This window comes from Planctomycetota bacterium (assembly GCA_039182125.1).
Lineage (GTDB): Bacteria > Planctomycetota > Phycisphaerae > Tepidisphaerales > Tepidisphaeraceae > JBCDCH01.
The window spans coordinates 1-18,579 of sequence record JBCDCH010000046.1 but is presented as its reverse complement, the minus strand read 5'-3'; the positions used below and the strand labels follow the sequence as shown (position 1 = coordinate 18,579).

Genomic DNA, 18,579 nt, shown 5'->3' with positions numbered 1-18,579 from the left:
TTCTCGTTTAGCGTTTGGCTTCGATATCGGTCAGGCAGGCGTCCACCGTGGCGATCAGGAACTCCGCGTCGTCGGGCGTGATGCACATCGGCGGCTTGATGCGCATCGTGTTGCCGTAGAGCCCCCCCTTGCCGAGGATCAAGCCACGGGCTTTGGTCATTTCCATGAGATCGGCGGCCTCGGTGCCGGCCGGCTCCTTGGTCCGGCGGTCGCGCACCAGTTCCATACCCAGCATCAGGCCGATGCCGCGGACGTCGCCGATGATTTCGTGCTTGTCTTGCAGCGCAAGCAACCCGTCTTTGAGAAGCCCGCCGACGTGCTTGGCGTTCGCCTGGATGCCTTCGGCGTCGATGACCTCCATGGTTGCCAGACCGGATGCCATGGAAACCGGATTACCGCCGTAGGTATTGAAGTGGACGCGTTTCGTCATGGTCTGCGCGACGTCGGCGGTGGTCGTGACGGCCGCGAGCGGGGCGCCGTTGCCGATGCCTTTCGCCATCACGATCATGTCGGGCTTCACGTCCCAATTCTGGTGCGCCCAGTAATGCTCGCCGGTTCGACCGAAGCCGCCCTGAACTTCGTCGGCGACGCAGAGGCCACCGTGCTTGCGAACGGTGTCGTAGACGATCTGGAAGAATTCCTTGGGCGGTGTAACCGCGCCGCCAACGCCCTGGATCGGCTCGCCGATGAAACAGGCGACCTGCCCGGGCGTCTGGTAAGCGATGACGTTCTCAAGGTCTTGCGCGCACTTGACGCCACAGGAGGGGTAACGCAAATTGAACGGGCAGCGATAGCAATATCCGGCATGCGTGTGATGGATGCCGCCGGGCGTGTTGCTGGGGAACTTCCAGGTGCCGTGGGCGGTGAGCCCCATGGTGTTCGGCGTGCCCCCGTGGTAGCCGTTGCGTAGGCCGATCACGTCGGCGTGGCCGGTGAACTCGCGCGACATGAGCATCGCGAGTTCGTTGGCTTCGCTGCCGGAGTTGGTGAAGTAGGTCTTGTCCAGCGGGACGCCGTCGGCGTTGGTCGGCATCTTGCTCGCGAGCTTTTCGGCGAACTTTGGCAGCGTGGGGTGGAGGTAGATCGTCGTCGCGTGCTGGAGCGTGCCGGCTTGTTGCTTGACCGCTTCGGCGACGTGCGGGTGGCAGTGCCCCACGCTGACGGTCACGATGCCGGCGAAAGCGTCGAGATACCTACGCCCCGTCTCGTCGAAGAGGTACTGCATGTGCCCCTCGACGATCATCAGCGGATCGCGGTAATAGTTGAGCACGCCGGGGTTGACGTACTGTTGCCGTAGCGCGAGCACCTCGTCGCGCGGCGGCCCGTCGTAGGGGGCGGGCCGGTGATGGCTTTGGGGAAGCGAAATGGTTCGTCGGGAAGCAGTCATCGGTTCTCTCCGATCGCGGGGACGGCGTCCACGTCGTCGGCCTCGGGTATCAGGACGCTTGGCGTGTGCAACAGACCGCGTTCTTGTTTGGTGCCCGGCACGACGTTGTCCAGCGTGATCCCCAGGATCGCGGCGACGGCCATCCCGGTGTTGCCCAACGCGTTGGTCAGGTCGGCCGCCCAGGCGGGGAGCGTCGCGCTGACCGCGTCGGCTCCGCCGTTGGCGAAGTAGTACGGAACGCTGATGCCCATAAACAGCGCAAAGCCGCCGATGAACAGGTTGCGGTCGCTGGTCAGGTCGGCCCGCGCAAACTGCCGGACGCCGACCGCCGCGATCAGCCCGAACATCGCGCAATAGAGCCCGCCGACCACCGGCGTCGGGATCGCCGCCGCCAAGGCGCCGAATTTGCCGAACACGCCCAGCAGAATCAGGAAGACCGCGGCGATCTGCACGACATAACGCGAGCCGACGCGGGTCAGGCCGATCAGTCCGACGTTTTCCGAGTACGACGTCGAACTGAACCCGCCGAACGCGCCCGTGAGCGCACAACCGACGCCCTCGAATCCGATGCCGCGGGAGATCTCGGCCGGCGTGGGGTTGGGGTCGTTGCCGTCCGCGCCGTCGCCCGTGGCCATTTGCTTGCACGCGTGGTAATCGCCGAAGCTCTCGATCATCGACGCGAGAAAACCCGCAAGCACCGCCACGACGAAGGCCAACTCGAACCTCGGCAGGCCCCAAGGGAACACCAGCGTGTCGACGCGGACCCAGTCGGCCTCGCCGAACGCCGACAGGTCCGGGCGGGCCGGGTGGCCGTCGCCGAACACGCCGATGATCGACATCAACCCACAGACCCCGACGCTGCCCAGGATGGCCAAAAGCATCGGGAACATGCGGAACACCAGGGCCTTGCGGGCGAGCATGAACGAGAAAACGACGATGAGCACCAGCGTCAGGATCGCGATCGGCCAGTGCGACGCCGCTACCGGCGCCCCCGCCTGGTAGAGCGCCAGGCCGATCAGCATGATCACCGGCCCGACCACCACCGGCGACAGCACCTTCCGTACCAGACCCATCAGCCCCGTAAAGCCGATCACGATCTCGAACGCCGCGCCCACGATTACGGCTCCCGCGATATACGGCATCGCCGCCCCGGGCGTGACCGGCTCGCCCTCGGGATGCACCGCCGCGATGATCGCGAAGAACGCCGCAAGAAACGAAAAGCTCACGCCCTGGATGATCGGCAGCCGCGAACCGAACGTGGACTGCAGCAGCGTCGCCACGCCCGAGCACAGCATCACCGACGAAATCAGCAGCGCCGTGCCCGCGGTGTCCAGCCCCATCGGCGGCCCGAGCAGCAGCGGCACCGCCACGGTCGAGCCGAACATCGTCAACACGTGTTGTAAGCCGAGTACCGCGGCCTTGCCGGGCGGCGGCTTGTCGTCGAGGCCGTAGAGCAGCCCCGAAGTCGGGTTACTCGCGGAAGAACTCACAGCGCCGTAATTGCTCCGTACGTTTCCGGTCGACGGTCACGGAAAAACTGCCATGTGTTTCGCACCTCACGGATCAGGTCGAGGTCCATGTCGGCGATCACGATGTCATCGTCGGTTCGCTTATCGCTCTGGGCAACCATCTGGCCGCGCGGGTCGCAGAAGTACGACTGGCCGTAGAACTCGCCGGTCTTCCAAGGCTCTTCCCAGCCCGGGCGGTTGATCGCGCCGACGAAGTACTGATTGGCTACGGCGTGAGCGGGCTGCTCGAGCTTCCAGAGGTATTCGCTCAACCCCGCCACGGTCGCACTGGGGTTGAACACAATCTCGGCGCCATTGAGCCCGAGGCAGCGTGCGCCGTCGGGGAAGTGGCGGTCATAGCAGATGTACACGCCGACCTTGCCGACCTTCGTCTCGAAGACGGGGTATCCGAGATTGCCCGGGCGAAAGTAGTACTTCTCCCAGAAGCCGGGATCGCAGTGCGGGATGTGGATCTTGCGGAACTTGCCGAGGTACGTGCCGTCGGCGTCGATCACCGACGCGGTGTTGTAGTACACGCCGGTCATGTCCTCCTCGTACATCGGGACGACCATGACCATCCGGTGTTTCTTCGCCAGCTCCATCATGAGCTTGGTGGTCGGCCCATCCGGCACGGGCTCGGTGAGTTCGTACCACTTGGCGTCCTGTTCGGCACAGAAGTACGGGCCGTAAAACAACTCTTGCAGACAGCAGACCTGCGCCCCCTGGCTCGCCGCTTGGGCGATCAACTCGACGTGCTTGTCGATCATCGCCTGCTTGACCTTTTGGACGCCGGAAGTCACGGGTTCACAAAGCGTCGCCTGGATCAGCGCGCCGCGGACGATTCGGGCCATAGGTACAGACTCCCTGCTGGGCGTTAGTCAAAAACGGAAAATGAACGGGGAAAACGCAGACGAGCGCGAATGGCGGCAGGCACAATCCCTTAACGTAGCGTAAACAAAGCGGCGACGCCAGCTTTTGTGCGGCGAGCCGCGCGTATTTCAGGAAACCCGCCATGACTGTCGCCAAACCGTCCGCCGCCGATATCGCCGACCCCACGCCCGTGCCCCGCTTCATCGGTGGGGGCTGGTCAGCGGGCAACGCCGAACAACACGGCGACGTGTTCAACCCATCGAACGGGCGGCGGATCGCGCGGGTTCCGCTGGAAGAAGCCGACGCCGCGGACGCAGCCGTACAAGCCGCTAAGCGGGCGCTTCCGGCCTGGGCGGAAACGCCGGCCGTCGAACGCGCTCGGGTCATGTTCACCTTCCGCGAAAAGATTGCCAGCCGATTCGACGAACTGGCTCGGCTGATCACCCGGGAGCACGGCAAGACGCACGCCGAAGCCCGCGCCGAGGTGCAACGCGGCCTGGAAATGGTCGAGTACGCGGCGTCCGTGCCGGCGCTTCTTGCCGGGGACACCTTCCCGCAGTTGGCCAAGGGCGTAGACGGCGAGACCAACCGCCACCCTGTTGGCGTGTGCGTCGGCATCACGCCGTACAACTTCCCGCACATGGTGCCGCTCTGGATGTTCCCGATCGCTTTGGCCTGCGGGAACACGTTCGTGCTCAAGCCCAGCGAGAAGGTGCCGCTCTCGGCGGTGCGTCTGACGGAGTTGTTGATCGAGTCGGGTCTGCCCGATGGCGTTTTCAACCTGGTACACGGCGGTAAGCCCATGGTCGACGCGCTGCTCACGCACGACGACGTGGACGCCGTCTCTTTCGTCGGTTCCACGGCGATCGCGAAGTACGTCTACGCCACCGGCACGGCCCACGGCAAGCGCGTCCAGGCCGCCGGCGGCGCGAAGAACCATCTGGTCATCATGCCCGACGCCGATCTGGATCAAGCCGTCAAGGCACTCGCCGCGTCCGCGTTCGGTTGCGCCGGGCAGCGTTGCATGGCGGGCAGCGTCGCGTTGGCCGTCGGAGATATCGGCGACGCGTTGGTCGAGCGGCTCGTGGCGCACGGTCGCCAGATCGACGCCGGCCCTACCGACGGCAACGACGCCGCCGAAATGGGCCCGGTGATCCACGCCGACCACCGAAATCGGGTGGCCGCATACCTCGATATCGCCAAAACGGAAGGCGCCGCCGTCGCGCTGGACGGCCGATCCTTACCCACCGCAAACGACGCCGACGGCTTCCTGCTCGGGCCGTCCGTTGTCGACCATGTCACGACCGACATGAAACTCTGGACCGACGAAATCTTCGGACCGCTGCTCTCGGTCGTCCGTGTCGCCACCCTCGACGACGCCATCGCCGTAGGCGATGGCTGCCCCTACGGCAACGGCGCTTCGATCTTTACCAATAACGGATACGCGGCACGGGAGTTCAAGCGCCGCTTCAACGCCGGCATGATCGGCGTCAACGTCGGCGTACCCGCGCCCATGGCCTGGCTGCCGTTCACCGGCTGGAACCAATCGTTCTTCGGCGACCTCCACATCCAGGGCACCGAAGGCGTCCACTTCTATACCAAGCAGAAGATGACGCTGACCCGCTGGTTCGCCTCGGCCCGTGAAGCCCATCACGACCCGGTCTGGAAGAGTGGGGACAACTCATGAGCGGCGTCCTCCAACTCTCGGACCTGCACTTGGGGCGGATGCCCGAACACGACGCGGAACGCTGCGCGATCGTTGTGAAGACGGCTGTTAGCTACGCGCCCGACCTGATCGTGGTCTCCGGAGACCTTTGCGACGACGCCCCGTGCCAACCGGAACAGATCGCCATCGGCCAGGCTTTCGTCGAAACACTCGAAGCCGTCGCGCCCACCCGCGTTGTTCCCGGAAACCACGACGTGGGTAATAAGCCCGGTATCGAGCACGACGCGCTCACCCGAAAGCGCTTCGATGCGTGGCGTCAGGCCTTCGGAGATGGGTGGTTCCGGGAAGACCTGGACACCTACGCGGTGCTCGGGTTGAATAGCCAAATCGCCGGCAGCGGGTGGGAAGAAGAAGAAGCCCAGTTGCGTTGGCTGGACGATCAACTCGCCGACTGCGAACGGGCCATCGTTTTTATGCACATGCCGCTGGACGTTCCCGCTTGCGTGGACGCCGCGAACGAGCGTCGCGACGCGCTCGCGTATTGGCCCGTCGACCCACAACCCCGCGCGGCCCTGACCGAACGCTTGGCTTCAAAAAAAGTTCAACTGCTTTGTACAGGGCACCTCCACAACGACGCAGCCCTACCCAGCGCGACACCCCCACGACGCTGGTGCCCATCGCTTAGCTTCGGCGTCAACATACCTGGTGTCACCGGCACCATCGCGCACGGTGACGTCATCGGATGCCTCCACCACACCCTCCAGCCCAATGACGTCGGGTCCGTATTGATCTCCGTACAACTGCCCGTATCGCCAACAATGACGCTCTAAAGCGTTGCTTCCGATGCGGATTTATCTCATTGGTACATCCAAATTTTACTGGTGTTCACGTTTGGGATGCCAGGGGTTGCAACGCCGTTGGTTTCTTTGAGCGTAAGTACCGCAGGTACCGGCCAAGTCTTAGCGGCATGCGAGAACTCCAACGCGGGTTGCAACCAAACGGACTCCTACAAGTACCCGAAGCCCGAACTATAGTTAACCTCTGAGTGACCACACAAGGAGTCACAAGCACTTGGCAGGCTTGGGCATGCGTCCAAAATCCCTGCGCCCAACCGTGTTTGCTGAAAATCCGAAACCTCGCTGGAAGGCTGACGCCCTACCAATCGAGGTACGCCCGCGTTTTACCGCAAGCCTTTTCTTCCAGTGGCTTACGAGGCCACGTTTGGCCGGACGTCGGACCTCGAGAGGCTTTCCAACTAAAACGCGATTTGGCTTGAGACATTGCCAGCTGGAAACCAGCTCGACCACAGATGACCGGCAGGGAACGGCTACATGCCCGCACCTGCACGAGTTCCCAAATGGGAGCGCCGTTGGGATTAGGCGGATCTATTTGAAGGGGGCACGTGGATACGTTTCGTCACAAACTCATTAGCACCTCAACATCATCAAAGAACTCATCAACACCCACGGGTTCACGGATACTCTCGAACGAGTCTTCCGCGACACCCGAGCCACCGCTCGTCAACAAGGCCGGTGCCGCTGGGTTCACGTTGAGGGTGACGGGCGGAAAGTCATAGGTCCCGTCTTCATCGGTCGCCGTGCCAGTGATCGTGTAGGTGCCGGGCATGGTGTAAATATGCGGGGTGTTGATCCAATACAGATTTTCGCCGGCAACGACCTCTGAATTACCATCGCCCCAGTCGATCAACCATTCCGACACGCGATCGATACCGGGATCGAAATTAACGAATCCTTGGAAAAGTACGGTCTGCCCCACTTCCGCAGAATCGATCGTGAAGTATCCGGTCTCGTGCAGGACCTCCGCACCGATTAGCGGGGGCACGTTTTGAATCATCACGTCGAACGGCGCCGCGTCGATCTGCTCCCCAGTCGTCAGGGTCGCCGTCGCCTGGATAGTCACCAGTTGATCGCCATCGGCATAAACGTGTTGGGCATTAGGCACGGCACCAAAGGCCTGAGGTGCGGACCCATCGCCCCAATCGATCACCCAACTCTCTGCTTCACCGTTGGCAACGCTAAGTTCGAGCTGATACAGGTCAACGTAAGGATTGGTTGACTCGAGATGAGTTTCAGGGCCGGTCGCCAAGGCAACCGGAGGCGGCGCCGTGATCGTGATTGGCACGGCCGCCAGGTCGTACGTGCCGTCTTCGTCGGTCACGGTGCCCGTGGCCGTGTAGGTGCCCGGCGTGTCGTATACATGCGTGACGTTGACCGAACCGCCGTTGATCACTTGGCTTTGCCCGTCGCCCCAGTCGATGGTCCACTGCGTGATGGTGTCCAAACCAGGTTCAAACGCAATCAGGGTCGAGTAGGAAACGGCTTCTCCCGCGACGGCGGAATGATTGCCGCCCGGCCCCCCTCCAAAGAAGATCACGATCGTCGGGGCTACGTTCTGGACCTGCACCGTCCACGGGTCGGCCTGCACCTCTTCGCCGCCGGCGATGAGCGCGGTGGCAACGATATCGAAGGCGGCGTCGCCGTCGACGTAGTTATGTGACGCTTGCGTCACCGCGCCTACCTCGTCGATCGTGCCGTCACCCCAGTCGATCCGCCAACCGGCGAGTTCGGCGTGTTCGAGCGACAGGTTCAAACGGTACGGGGCAAAGCCGTAGCGGTTCTCGTTGTGCGTGGCGGGCCCGGTGGCCGTGGCAATAATGGCTTGCTCGATCACGACCGTCTGGGAAGAAAACGCGTACGTGCCGTCTTCGTCCGTGGCCGTACCACTGATCGTGTAGGTGCCCGGGGCGCTGTACGTGTGAGACAGATTGGCCGAAGCGCCGTCGACGCTCGTTTGTTCGCCGTCGCCCCAGTTCACCGTCCAATTGGTCACGGTGTCCTCGCCCGGGTCGAAGCCCACCGTACCCCGGAACCCGACCTCGTCCGCGGTCGTGGCCGTCGAGATGCCGCCGCTGGTTTCGACGCCAGAAAGACTGATGTGCAGATACGGCGCGATATTGTTCACGGTCAGGACGTGCGGGTCAGCCTCTACTCGCAGTCCGTTGGTCAGCACCGCGGTGGCTTGGATGGTGACCGCGCTTCCGTCGCCGTCCGTGTATTGGTGGCCGACGAACGCATTGGGATTCGCCGTGACGAACTCCTGCAAGCCCGTGCCGTCGCCCCAGTCGATCTCCCATTTCTCGAGATCTCCGTTCTCCAGCGTCAGCGTCAGGTAGTAGAAGCCGTAATACCGCTGTTCAGACGTGACCTCCGGCCCGGTCGCCGTGGCCACCGCCGCGGGCGTATCGTCGCCCTCGTAAGCCCCCGCGTCCGGCGTCGCGTCGCGCGGTTTGCCGTCGATGTCCGTCGGCACCGCCGATGAGCCGCCGCCGATGTTGATCGCCGGCGAACCGGGCAGGAGCCGGAAGTCGTCGTCGGATTCACCGTCTAAATTAAATCCGGGCACGCCGTCCGGGCCAAGCACATCCACGAACTGCGGATCACCCGTGACACTGCCGCCATCGAGTCCGGTAGCCGTATGCCAGTCCGCAAGAGACATGCCCGATTGATCTTGATATCGGATCACGCCCGCGGCGCCGTCGACATAGAAAACGTTGCGGTCACTGACAAAAGGCTCTGCATTGCCGGTCGGCAGTGGGATCGTGTCGGCCAGAATCAATGCCTCCGAATTTTGAGACACAAAAATGTTGTTCAGGACTTCGATGTTGACGAGGTCGCCGACATCGTCGCTCTCGATGCGGATGGCCGGGGCGTCCGAGCCGGAAACCGTGTTGTGGGCAACGACCGCTTTCCTCTCCGGGGTGCGTCGATTGTCGGCATAGAGTTGAATGCCAACGGTCGAGTTTCCGTAAACAATATTGTTCGATGCGATCAGCTCATCCGAACCAGAATTGCTGTAAGCAACAAGGTCTAGGCCCGTCTGGTTGCCAAACACAATGTTGTTCGACACGATGGTCCCGCCCGTAGCGTGGATGCCTACGTCGAGTTGCTCGATGCGGTTGCCAACCACTGACGAATCACCAGACACGGAGACACCGGTACCAACGCCGGTACCCCGGATGTAGTTGTTTTCCAGATGGGCATCCTGCGCTTCGACCGCAAAGCCCGCGCCGATGATCTGCGTATCGCGTAGTGTCGCACCATCGGAAAGACTGATCAGGGGCACATCAATACTTGAAGAATCAGAAGCCGGGAAGAGATTGCCCGCTACAACAATATCCCCGACAACACTCAATCGCGTAGAAGAAGATATGGAATCCATAAAGACATTGGGTGTCTCGCCAGACGCTGCGTCACGGACACCGACCCAACCAGAAGAATCACTACTTAAACTAACGCTATAGCTTTCAAAAACGTTTCCGTATATATGGACGTTTTTATGAGTCCCTGAGATTGGAACATAGGCATATTTAAAGTAGTTGTTCGCGATGACCGTATTTTTAGACGTGGTCAAACCGCCGCCCAAGAAGCCTGTGTTGATTACGCCGTTGCCGCTCCCGCCGGCATTTTCTATATGGTTGTTCACAATCGACACATTGTGCGAATTCGGAATCTGAACGGCGTGAGCCCAGGCGCCATAAATCTGATTATTGTCGATAACCGACCCGTGAATCCCGAAGCCGGTAATAAAGGCCGGATGGAATCCACCATCAATTTTCACATTACCCGTGAACCTGCCATCTTCAGCCGACGTTTTGATGCTGATATGCGGAACACTACTGTCGTATCCATTGCCGACCCTATCTGGCGATCCAAACACAATGTTACTGACCGTCAAGCCGCGAGACTCAGATTCTGCGTCAACGCCAACAGAAGCATAAACAATATTAAAATCCGTGAGAGTCACATCGGCCGCATCGTCAACGATAAATGCGTGCGGCACGCCCTCAATTAGCCATTGGCTGCTGTTAACTGGCGTGGCTCGCCCTCCTACCACGGTTTCTTGCCGCGATCCTGCGATCGTGACGCCGCTGTCGTCGGACCCAATCGTGGTGCCACCAAAGTATTCGCCGACTTCAACGACGATCATGTCGTCGTCGTTGAGGTTGTACCGATCGAGGACGGCCTGGATGGAAGGCAGGGGCGTATCGGCGGTGCGGCCGTCGTGGTCGAGGCGGCCCGCGGCGGTGGTGCGGAGGTTGTCGGTGAGGTCGTTGTCGTCGGGGGCGGCGACGTAATAGACGTTGGTTTCGCTGCGGTGGTGGGGGACGATCTCGAGGTCGTAGGCCACCGGGCCGTGGGACGCGAGGTGGAGGAAGTATTCGCCGGCGGGGAGGGTGGCCTCGAGGAAGCCGTCGGCGAATTCGCCGGGCTGACGCGAGATCAGGTCGCCGTTGGCGTCGTAGAGCGACAGGTCGGGGGCGGGGCCCCCGCGGGCGGTGACGAAGACGCTGAGGTGCTCGGCGTCGGCGAGTTCGAAGCGGTACCAGTCCTGCTCGGCGGCGCTGCGGATGGCGGTGCCGGTGAGGTGCAGGCCCGGGGCGAGGCCGAGGTTTTCGGCGGTTTCGCGGGTGCCGTTGCCGGTGAAGCGGTCGGTAATCGTCGGGCGGTCGTCGACGCCGGCGACCTCTTCGAACTCCAGGAACACGACCTCGGCGATGTCGAAGCGCCAGGTCTTCTTGAAGATGCCCAGGTCGATGGTGACGTAAGCGTCGACGAAGCCGCCGAGCTCGCCCTCGTAGCCGAAGGTGTGGAAGAGGCCGCCATTGTCGATCAGGTCGATGAATTCGTCGATGTAGACGACGCCGTTGTTGTCGGTGTCGTTGAGGTTCAGGCCGAAGTTGGCGAACAAGCCGCCGCGGATGCCGGCGCGGAAGACGGAGAAGAGGTTGAACTCGGCGACGGCGGCCACGTAGGCGGAGAGGTAGGCCTCGCTGACGTCGGGCCCGGTGCCATCGGCGTTGGCGGTGTCGGAGATGTAGAAGCCGTTGAGCAGTTGGTCTTCGCGGCCGGTCTCCTGGAACTGCCGGTAGCCGCGGGTGTCGTAGCCGAAGCCCAGGTCGATGCCGGCGGCGATGCCGCTCTGGAGGCCGCCGAAGAGGAACGGCGGGATGATCGGGTAGACGGGATACGGGTCGAGGTCGTAGCGGAGCTCGAACGCGGGCCAGTCCCAAGTCAGCAGGGGGATGTCCTGGCCGAGCAGGAGGTTGAAGGCCAGGGCGGGGTTGTCGATCAGCGGCAGCGCGAGCCCGACGTTGTCGATACGGTTGAAGTAGGCGCTGACCGGGGACGGGTCGTCGAAGGAGACGGGTTCTCCGCTGGGCACGAAGAACTGGAGGATGTCTTCGGGGCTCAGATCGGAGAGGTCGTTCTCGGGGCTGCGCAGGTCGAGGTTGATGCCGCCGCCGAACAGCGTGCTGAAGGTGCCGATCGGAACCTTGAACTCGTGCCCGCCGTTGGAGACCAAGGCGGCGTCGCTGACGAGGCTCGCGATCTGGGAAGCGACGTCGATGAAGTCGGCGGTCTCCTCGTAGCCGAAGATGCGGGCCAGGTCGATGAAGTTGATATCCCGGTCGAGCAGGTCGGAGAGGACGGGGATCGGGTCCTGGAGCGCGTCGAGCGCGGGCCGGACCGGGTCGATGACGCGGTCGATTTTTGCGAGGATCGGGCCGACGTAGGTGCCGAGGGTCGCGCTCAGGTCGATCACGATGTTCTCGAGCCGCACCTCGGGGACGTTGCCGATGCGGCTGGCCGCTTCGCGTTCCGCCTCACTGGCGTCGGCGTCGGGCGCGAACACCCAATCGACGAGGACGTCGAACTCGATCGCGGGCAGGCCGGCCACGGTGGTGTCGGCGACGATCTTGAGGTTGGCGTCCAACTCGGCGTTGATCGTGAAGTCGACGATCCGGTTGGGGGCCCGCGACCCGGTGTAGGTGGCCTCGGCGAGCGTGAGCCTGCCGTCGCCGTCCAGGTCGTGGAGGTCTATGTCGATCGCCGCGGTGAACTCCGACGGGTCGTCGGGGTCGTCCATCGCTTTGGCCCGGAGGAAGCCCATGGTCGCGGTGGCCTCGAACGGGTCGTCCCCGCTGCCGCCGGGGAGGTACGCGCGGATGTCGGCCGACAGCTCGCTGTCGCTTTCGTCGGTGACCAGGAAGACGCCCAGGCCGGGGATGACGCCGAACTGAAGGTCAAAGTCCCAGCCGTATTCGACCTTGACGTCGCCGTTGATGTCCAGGCCCAGGCCGGGCAGCCCGAGGTCCAGATCGACGTCCAGGTCCAGCAGGTCGGCGGTCTGCCCGATCCGCGTGGTGATCATCAACTCGTCTTCGCTGAGCTCGACCAGGATGTCGTCCTTGGTCCCGGCCTCGCGCTGCACCGGGTTCGGATCGTCGGTGTCGAAGGGCGCGAGGATCAGGCCCGCGCCGCCCTCGTCGTGGCCCAGGGCGTCCCACAGCGCGTCGTGGACCTCGTCGCGCAGGTTCGCGTCGTCGTGCAGTTGGCCGTCGTAAAGGTCGGCGCCCAGGAACGCGGCGCTGGTCAGGATGCGCAGGTTGGTCATGAAGTTGGCGGCTTCACGCAGGTCGTCGCCGATGAACGGCAGGTCGATCCCGAAGACCTCGCCGTCCAGGATATTCTCGACGTAGCGGGCCAGCTCGTCCCAGCTCTCGGGGAGCTCGGTGAGGTCCTCTTCGAGGTTGAGCGCCGCGATCAGGCCTTCGAGGTTGGGCCCGGTGATCGTCGTGGTTTCGAGGGGGTTGCTGATGTCGTCGATGGCCAACACCAACGGGTCGCCCAACGAGGCGTTGGGGGTCGGGAAGAACAGCGGCAACTCGGCGTACACGTTGCCGCTCGCCGCTAAGTTGAGTTGTCCGAGGGCTTCGAACAGGCCGTACCGGCCGTCGTCGTTGCCGCCATCGGTGGTGTCGTCGTCGGGCTTGAGCGTGACGTTGAACGTGAGGGGTTTGTATTCAACCTCTTGGTCTTCCGTGCTTTCGTTCTCTGCGCCTCCCTCTTCCGAATCATCCTCGACGACACCATCGTTGATGCGGACGATCGCGTCCTTGGTATACAGCGTCGGGAGAGAGCCCAAGTCCAAGCCCAGGTCCAGCCCCTCGGCGTCGACCAGGACCGAAGCGTTGAAGGTTGCGTCGTCCTTGACGTAAAACTCGGGCAGACCGCCTTCGGGGAGGATCACCCCAAAGGTCGCGTCCACGTCGGCGGTGGCCTTGATCTGGATGCGCTCGGCGTCGGATTCGGCGGTGATCGCGCTGTCTCGGGTCAGGCCCAAGCCGTCGGCGACAGCCGCATCCAGGAAGATGCCGAGTTCGCCTTCCTCCTCGAACGTGTCGTCCCAATCCAGGCGGAACTCGTGTTTCTTTGGTTCGTCGGGATCCGCGGGATCGCCCGTCGATTCGTCCGTGGACACCTTGATTTCGACCTCGGCGTCGATCCCCAGTCGATCCTTCACGTACCGCGTGACCTCGTCGACGAGGCTCTCGAACGATTCGGGCGGGTCCGCGATCAGGTGGGCGCGGAGCTCCGAGAGCTCTTCGGACAGCTTGATGTGGTCGTTGACGCTCTTGTTGATGACCGGCAGTTCGTCGGAGAGGAGTTCGGTTTTTTCGAGCTCCTGGAACCACTCGATCGCCCCGTCGAGGACCAGGATGAATTCGTTGAGCGTGATCCCCGCGAAGGCTCGCAAAGCGTCGAAATCTTGCGTCTGAGTGATGACCAGGGTTGAGAGATCGGTCAGATCGGCCCACTCGACTCGGTAGCCCGGGATGCCCGGAACCTGGTCGAGTTCCGAGTTGGCGAACTGGATGTTGGACAGGTCGAGCACGGCCCCGGAATCGAACGTGAGATCGAACGCGGCGGTGCCCTCGGAGCCCACCGCATCGAGCAGCTCGCTGAGCCGCACGGCTTCCTGTTCCCCGGTGGCGGGGTTGAGGTGGTTGAAGGTGAAGCTGGCATGGGCGTTGGCCAGCCCATCCACCACCGTGAGGTCGGTAAAGCCCAAACGTGCGTCCGCGGTGATCGGATCGGCAGATAAAACAACCGAGCCGCTGGCCGAAAGGTCGTTGACCGTGACGCGGTCGGTGAAGCTCTGCCGCGGCGTGTTGACCGCGGCCAACCGCAGCTCGGTCCGCGCGGCGTTGGGCGTGGTCCCGGCGATCTCTTGGTGCCCGACCAGGCCGATCGGGGCCGGGTTGATCCCTTCGATGCCACCGATCTGCTGGCCGGTGTCGTTGTACGTTGCGGGCTCGGTGCCGGCGCTGAGAACGACGAACGGCTGATCGGCTGCCGACGACAGGACCAGCCGGCCCTCGTGGTTCACCGAAGCGAACACCTGGCCGACGAATCCGGCGGCGTCAATCGCGCTCTGGATCGAGGCGACCAAATCTGCGCGACTCGTGATCGGGGCCGGGCTATCCGCCGCCGGAGGCACGATGATTTCTCGATAAATCTGACCGTCCGTGCTCAGCAGGAACGACGCTTCTTCGGTGGTTACACCATCCGCGGGCAACGCCGAGCCGCCCACGAGCGTCCGGCCGATCTCCGGCACCAGCACCAACAGCCCGGCGGCCCAACGTCCGGTGGTATCGGCCAGCCGGAGCTGGCCGTCGTCGGTGAGTTCCGCGCGGACGTACGCGTCGGCCCCGGCGCTGGCGATCGCCGCGTTGATGTCTGCAATCAAATGGTCCGCCGAGGTATTCGATGCATCCGGAGAAACCGTGATATCGAAGAATTGATGTTCCTCGGTGGTCAGACCGGCGACCCCGATGCGGAACACCGCGTCGGCGGACAGGCGGCCATCGGTCGGCAAGATGTCGATGGCGTCGCCGGGCAGCTGGCCGCCGTTGGCGACAATGCTGGATTCACCGCCGCGCAGGTCGATCGACAGATCGAACGCCACGTCGTAGGCCGCGCTGGTCTCCAGATCGGTGCCGACTTCGAGCAGGAGCAACTCGCCCAGGTCCAGGTCCGCACGAAGCGGGGTCGTGTCAGATTGGGCGTCGCCGGCGGTAAATGCGAGGTTGATCTGGTTTTCCGCTTCGTCGTACTCCAGATCAAGCGTGACCGAACCCAAGAAATCGCTAGACGCGTCGAAGTCGTCGATGAGGTTCAGCAGGTCGTCAACGGTTTCAAACCGGGGGTTGCCCGCGTCGTCCCGCAGGTTGGGCAGGATCACGTGATTGATGATCGCGCCGACCACGGCGTAATCGCTGAGGTTCACGTCGGCGATCGCCAAGTCAACCCCCAACGACTCGCCCGCCGAACGCACCAGCCACGAGCCGACGCTCTGGAACAGATCGATCACTCCGTCGGCCGACACGGTCCTGAACTGCTGCAGGCCTTCCAGATTCCCTTCGTATTCGATGGACGGCTGCGGATTAGTCAGCAGGTTCTCGACCGTCAGGGTCAGCGCCGGCGGATCGGGCAGGGTCCAGGTGCCGATCTGGAGGAATAGCGGGAGGCGGAAGGCGAGCCGTTCTTCGAGGATCTCGAGCGAAGCATCGACGACGCTGTCCGCCGAGTCGCTGTCCGGGATGATCTGCGCCCGCAGCGCGAAGTCGGCCGAAGCGTCGCTGAGGCCGACGTCAAAAATCCCGACCCGCGCGACAAAATCCCCATCGTTGATCCCGGCGCCGATTGCCAAGTCGATGGGCTCATCGATCTGTCCAAAGAATCTGGGGAAGCCGAAAGTTGGGTCTGTTTCCACCCCAAAGCTGAGCTTGAAGTCGACGGCGGCGAAGGCGTCCACGGTCGCGTTTAGGTCGAGGTCCAAGCCGACGTTTTCGAGGTTGTCGGCGAGCAAATCGCTTTGAATATCCCAACGGGACGCGCGTTGGAACTGGAAATCCAGACCAAACTCGATCCGACCGTCCGTGATAAACGCGTCCGCCGGAGCTCGCAGCCGGACGCCCGTTTCTTCGAGTTCGGCGTTGAGTTGCTCGATCTCGCCCTCGACCCAGGCCGCGATCGTGGCGTTGAGATAGTTGACCACGCCCTGAACCGTCAGCGTGCCCGACCCGGCGTTCGCGTCGAGGTACTGCTGCAACGGCGTGATGAGTTGCGTATCGATCTGATCGTGTAGTTCGCCTAAGAAGCCGCTGACCGTAGCCGGGCTGATCTCTGAATCATCGACGCCTTGGCTCTCCAAGAACTCGACCACTTGATCTAAGTCTTGAAGTTGACTCACGCTGGTTGCGATCGCATCGGTCAGTTGTCCCAAGCCGTTGCGCAGGACGCTGATCTCGGAAACGGAGAGGGTTCGATCTTCGGCCGTATTGGCGAGAGGCGCCGGCGGGGGCGAAACCTCGAATCGGGGCTGCGCGGCGTAGGCGTCGTCCAAGCCGACGGCCTCCGTATCCGGCGCCGCCGAGGCTTCGAGCGCGAGCAGGTCGTCCGATGAACGTCGATCGTCGAGGCCTTTCAAGGAATGGTGGGGGCTGGCACTAAGCAGGTGCCTGGGCTCGAGCGGCTCGACCGAAGCCTGTCGCCGCGAAACCGCCAAGCCGGGGTAGGCGTACCGCCGATGATCACGAATCGCTTCTTTACGCGCGTGCAACGACGCCCAACGACAAAGCCAAATACACCACTGAGGCATTGCGGTTCCCCGTGCGGAGGAATTAATATGAACCCGAACGAAATCAATGTTCAGAAGACACAGCCGTGTTGAGTCTACTGCGGCCCGCAAATGGCACAAGCGGATCGGCGACTTCTCGTGGAAGATTCGTACTTTTTGAACCGCGCGCGGAGCGTTCGGCTTCTGATCAAGCTCAACCAAACCGTCCCGGCTTGTCTCGAGCCGCGCTCCGCTGATGAGCGCCGTTTCGATCAGCGCCTTGCTCCGGCTCGCGACCGTCGCCGTCCGACCGGTTAGAGTCGGCTGATGCTCGCCCAGGTGCACAGCTTCGTGTTGCACGGCATCGAGCCCGGGGACTGCGAGGTCGAGTTGGACCTCGCCGACGCGGGCGAGTTCCCGTCCAGGCCGGTCGTTGTCGGTTTGCCCGACGCCGCGGTCAAGGAATCCATCGAACGCGTGCAGTCGGCGGTCGTGAACTCGGGGTTCACGATGCCCGCGGGTCGGATCACCATCAACCTGGCCCCGGCGGACCAGCCCAAGTCGGGCCCGCGTTACGACCTGCCCATCGCCGTAGCGCTGCTGCTGGCCCAACGTACGATCCAGACCGACACGCACCGCACGCTTCGTTTCGCGGGCGAGCTGGCGTTGGACGGCCGGGTGCGTCCGGTGTCGGGGGTGATCAACCTCGCGCTGCTGGCCCAGCGGGAAGGCTCGACGGGCGTGGTGGTGCCGATCCCGAACGCCGCGGAGGCCTCGGCGGTGCCGGGGATCGACGTGTTCCCGGTGGACTCGCTGGCGGCGGTGGTGGGCCACCTCAGCGGCGACCACCCGATCGAGCCGGTGCCGCCGGCGACGTTCGACCCGTCGGCGGTGGCGCCGGATGAGACGCTGCCGGACTTCGCGGACATCCGCGGACAGGAGGGCGCTAAGCGGGCGCTGACCATCGCCGCCGCGGGCGCGCACAACGCCCTCATGATGTGATCTATAAACAAGCCATCTTCACGATCTTTCACCCCAAATCTAGTGTAGACCAATTGGAAGACATCACACAGGTCGCTCCCCTGCCGAGTATTAAGGCAAGCCAAAATCGCGCGAACAACGGCCTTGTCAAAAATCGCGTTTTCGACATAGATGTGTTTGCCATGAGGCAAGGCGCCACGGCAAATAGCAGGCGATAAGGAAGGGTCTCGCCATCCGCTTTGAGTGTGAATGCCGCGCTATGTTCGCGTAACAGATTAGTTAGGGAAAGCAGAGTATCGATACCATTTTATATGAATAGCGACGTGATGATCCCGAGATTTCAGATAGCCTGCACTTTTTCTCGATCATGAATTCCTTTCAGCGGCTTGAAGTCCGCTCGGCACATTGATATCGATGATTATAAGCCTGAGGCCAATTATATCGACCTGTCGATCTTTTTATGATATCCGCACCAACATCGGTAAATATTATTTCGATCCACATATGCCTCGCCATGATAAAACGACGCGTCAATTCGACTAGATTTTTATTTTTTTGATTCAAGGAGCTCCAGTAGCTTATCTATTGTAATGCGCTGTGAATCAAATGAGACTCTTGCGGCTCTCCAAACGGTCCCCTTTGTAAAATTTAAAATAAACAACTAGGGAAATCGACCGATGACT

The 18,579-nt window shown here is 62.5% G+C and carries 7 protein-coding genes; 3 read left to right on the top strand and 4 right to left on the bottom strand.

Features of this window, described 5'->3' with window-relative positions; all coding sequences use genetic code 11:
* Positions 1–7: 7 nt before the first annotated feature.
* The 3 genes from AAGD32_12405 to AAGD32_12395 are packed head-to-tail and all read right to left on the bottom strand — an operon-like array spanning position 8 to position 3,746.
* Positions 8–1,387, bottom strand: a complete 1,380-nt coding sequence (locus AAGD32_12405; protein MEM8875044.1) for an aspartate aminotransferase family protein — start codon at positions 1,385–1,387, stop codon at positions 8–10.
* Positions 1,384–2,877, bottom strand: a complete 1,494-nt coding sequence (locus AAGD32_12400) for a solute carrier family 23 protein (protein ID MEM8875043.1) — start codon at positions 2,875–2,877, stop codon at positions 1,384–1,386. The genes AAGD32_12405 and AAGD32_12400 overlap by 4 nt, the downstream gene beginning before the upstream one ends.
* Positions 2,874–3,746: a nitrilase-related carbon-nitrogen hydrolase gene (locus AAGD32_12395; GenBank protein ID MEM8875042.1), complete on the bottom strand. Its 873-nt coding sequence runs from the start codon at positions 3,744–3,746 to the stop codon at positions 2,874–2,876. The genes AAGD32_12400 and AAGD32_12395 overlap by 4 nt, the downstream gene beginning before the upstream one ends.
* Before the next feature lie 161 nt (positions 3,747–3,907).
* On the opposite strand from AAGD32_12395, the gene AAGD32_12390 reads away from it, so the two are divergent.
* Positions 3,908–5,452 (top strand): CoA-acylating methylmalonate-semialdehyde dehydrogenase, encoded by a 1,545-nt coding sequence (locus AAGD32_12390; GenBank protein MEM8875041.1) that lies wholly within the window; start codon positions 3,908–3,910, stop codon positions 5,450–5,452.
* On the top strand, positions 5,449–6,261 hold the full coding sequence (locus AAGD32_12385; GenBank protein MEM8875040.1) for a metallophosphoesterase: 813 nt from the start codon (positions 5,449–5,451) through the stop codon (positions 6,259–6,261). Before AAGD32_12390 ends, AAGD32_12385 begins: the two co-directional genes overlap by 4 nt.
* Positions 6,262–6,847: 586 nt before the next feature.
* On the opposite strand, the gene AAGD32_12380 is transcribed toward AAGD32_12385, so the two are convergent.
* Positions 6,848–16,786: a PKD domain-containing protein gene (locus tag AAGD32_12380; protein MEM8875039.1), complete on the bottom strand. Its 9,939-nt coding sequence runs from the start codon at positions 16,784–16,786 to the stop codon at positions 6,848–6,850.
* 456 nt (positions 16,787–17,242) lie between these two features.
* On the opposite strand from AAGD32_12380, the gene AAGD32_12375 reads away from it, so the two are divergent.
* The gene (locus tag AAGD32_12375; protein MEM8875038.1) at positions 17,243–17,917 is read left to right on the top strand and encodes a magnesium chelatase domain-containing protein; all 675 of its coding nucleotides are present in this window, start codon (positions 17,243–17,245) and stop codon (positions 17,915–17,917) included.
* The last annotated feature ends 662 nt before the right edge of the window (positions 17,918–18,579 follow it).

Bases quoted from the DNA above. Each gene is read 5' to 3' on its own strand.
- AAGD32_12405 (MEM8875044.1), bottom strand. From the start codon at position 1,387: ATGACTGCTTCCCGACGAACCATTTCGCTTCCCCAAAGCCATCACCGG.
- AAGD32_12395 (MEM8875042.1), bottom strand. From the start codon at position 3,746: ATGGCCCGAATCGTCCGCGGCGCGCTGATCCAGGCGACGCTTTGTGAA.
- AAGD32_12385 (MEM8875040.1), top strand. From the start codon at position 5,449: ATGAGCGGCGTCCTCCAACTCTCGGACCTGCACTTGGGGCGGATGCCC.
- AAGD32_12390 (MEM8875041.1), top strand. From the start codon at position 3,908: ATGACTGTCGCCAAACCGTCCGCCGCCGATATCGCCGACCCCACGCCC.
- AAGD32_12375 (MEM8875038.1), top strand. From the start codon at position 17,243: ATGCTCGCCCAGGTGCACAGCTTCGTGTTGCACGGCATCGAGCCCGGG.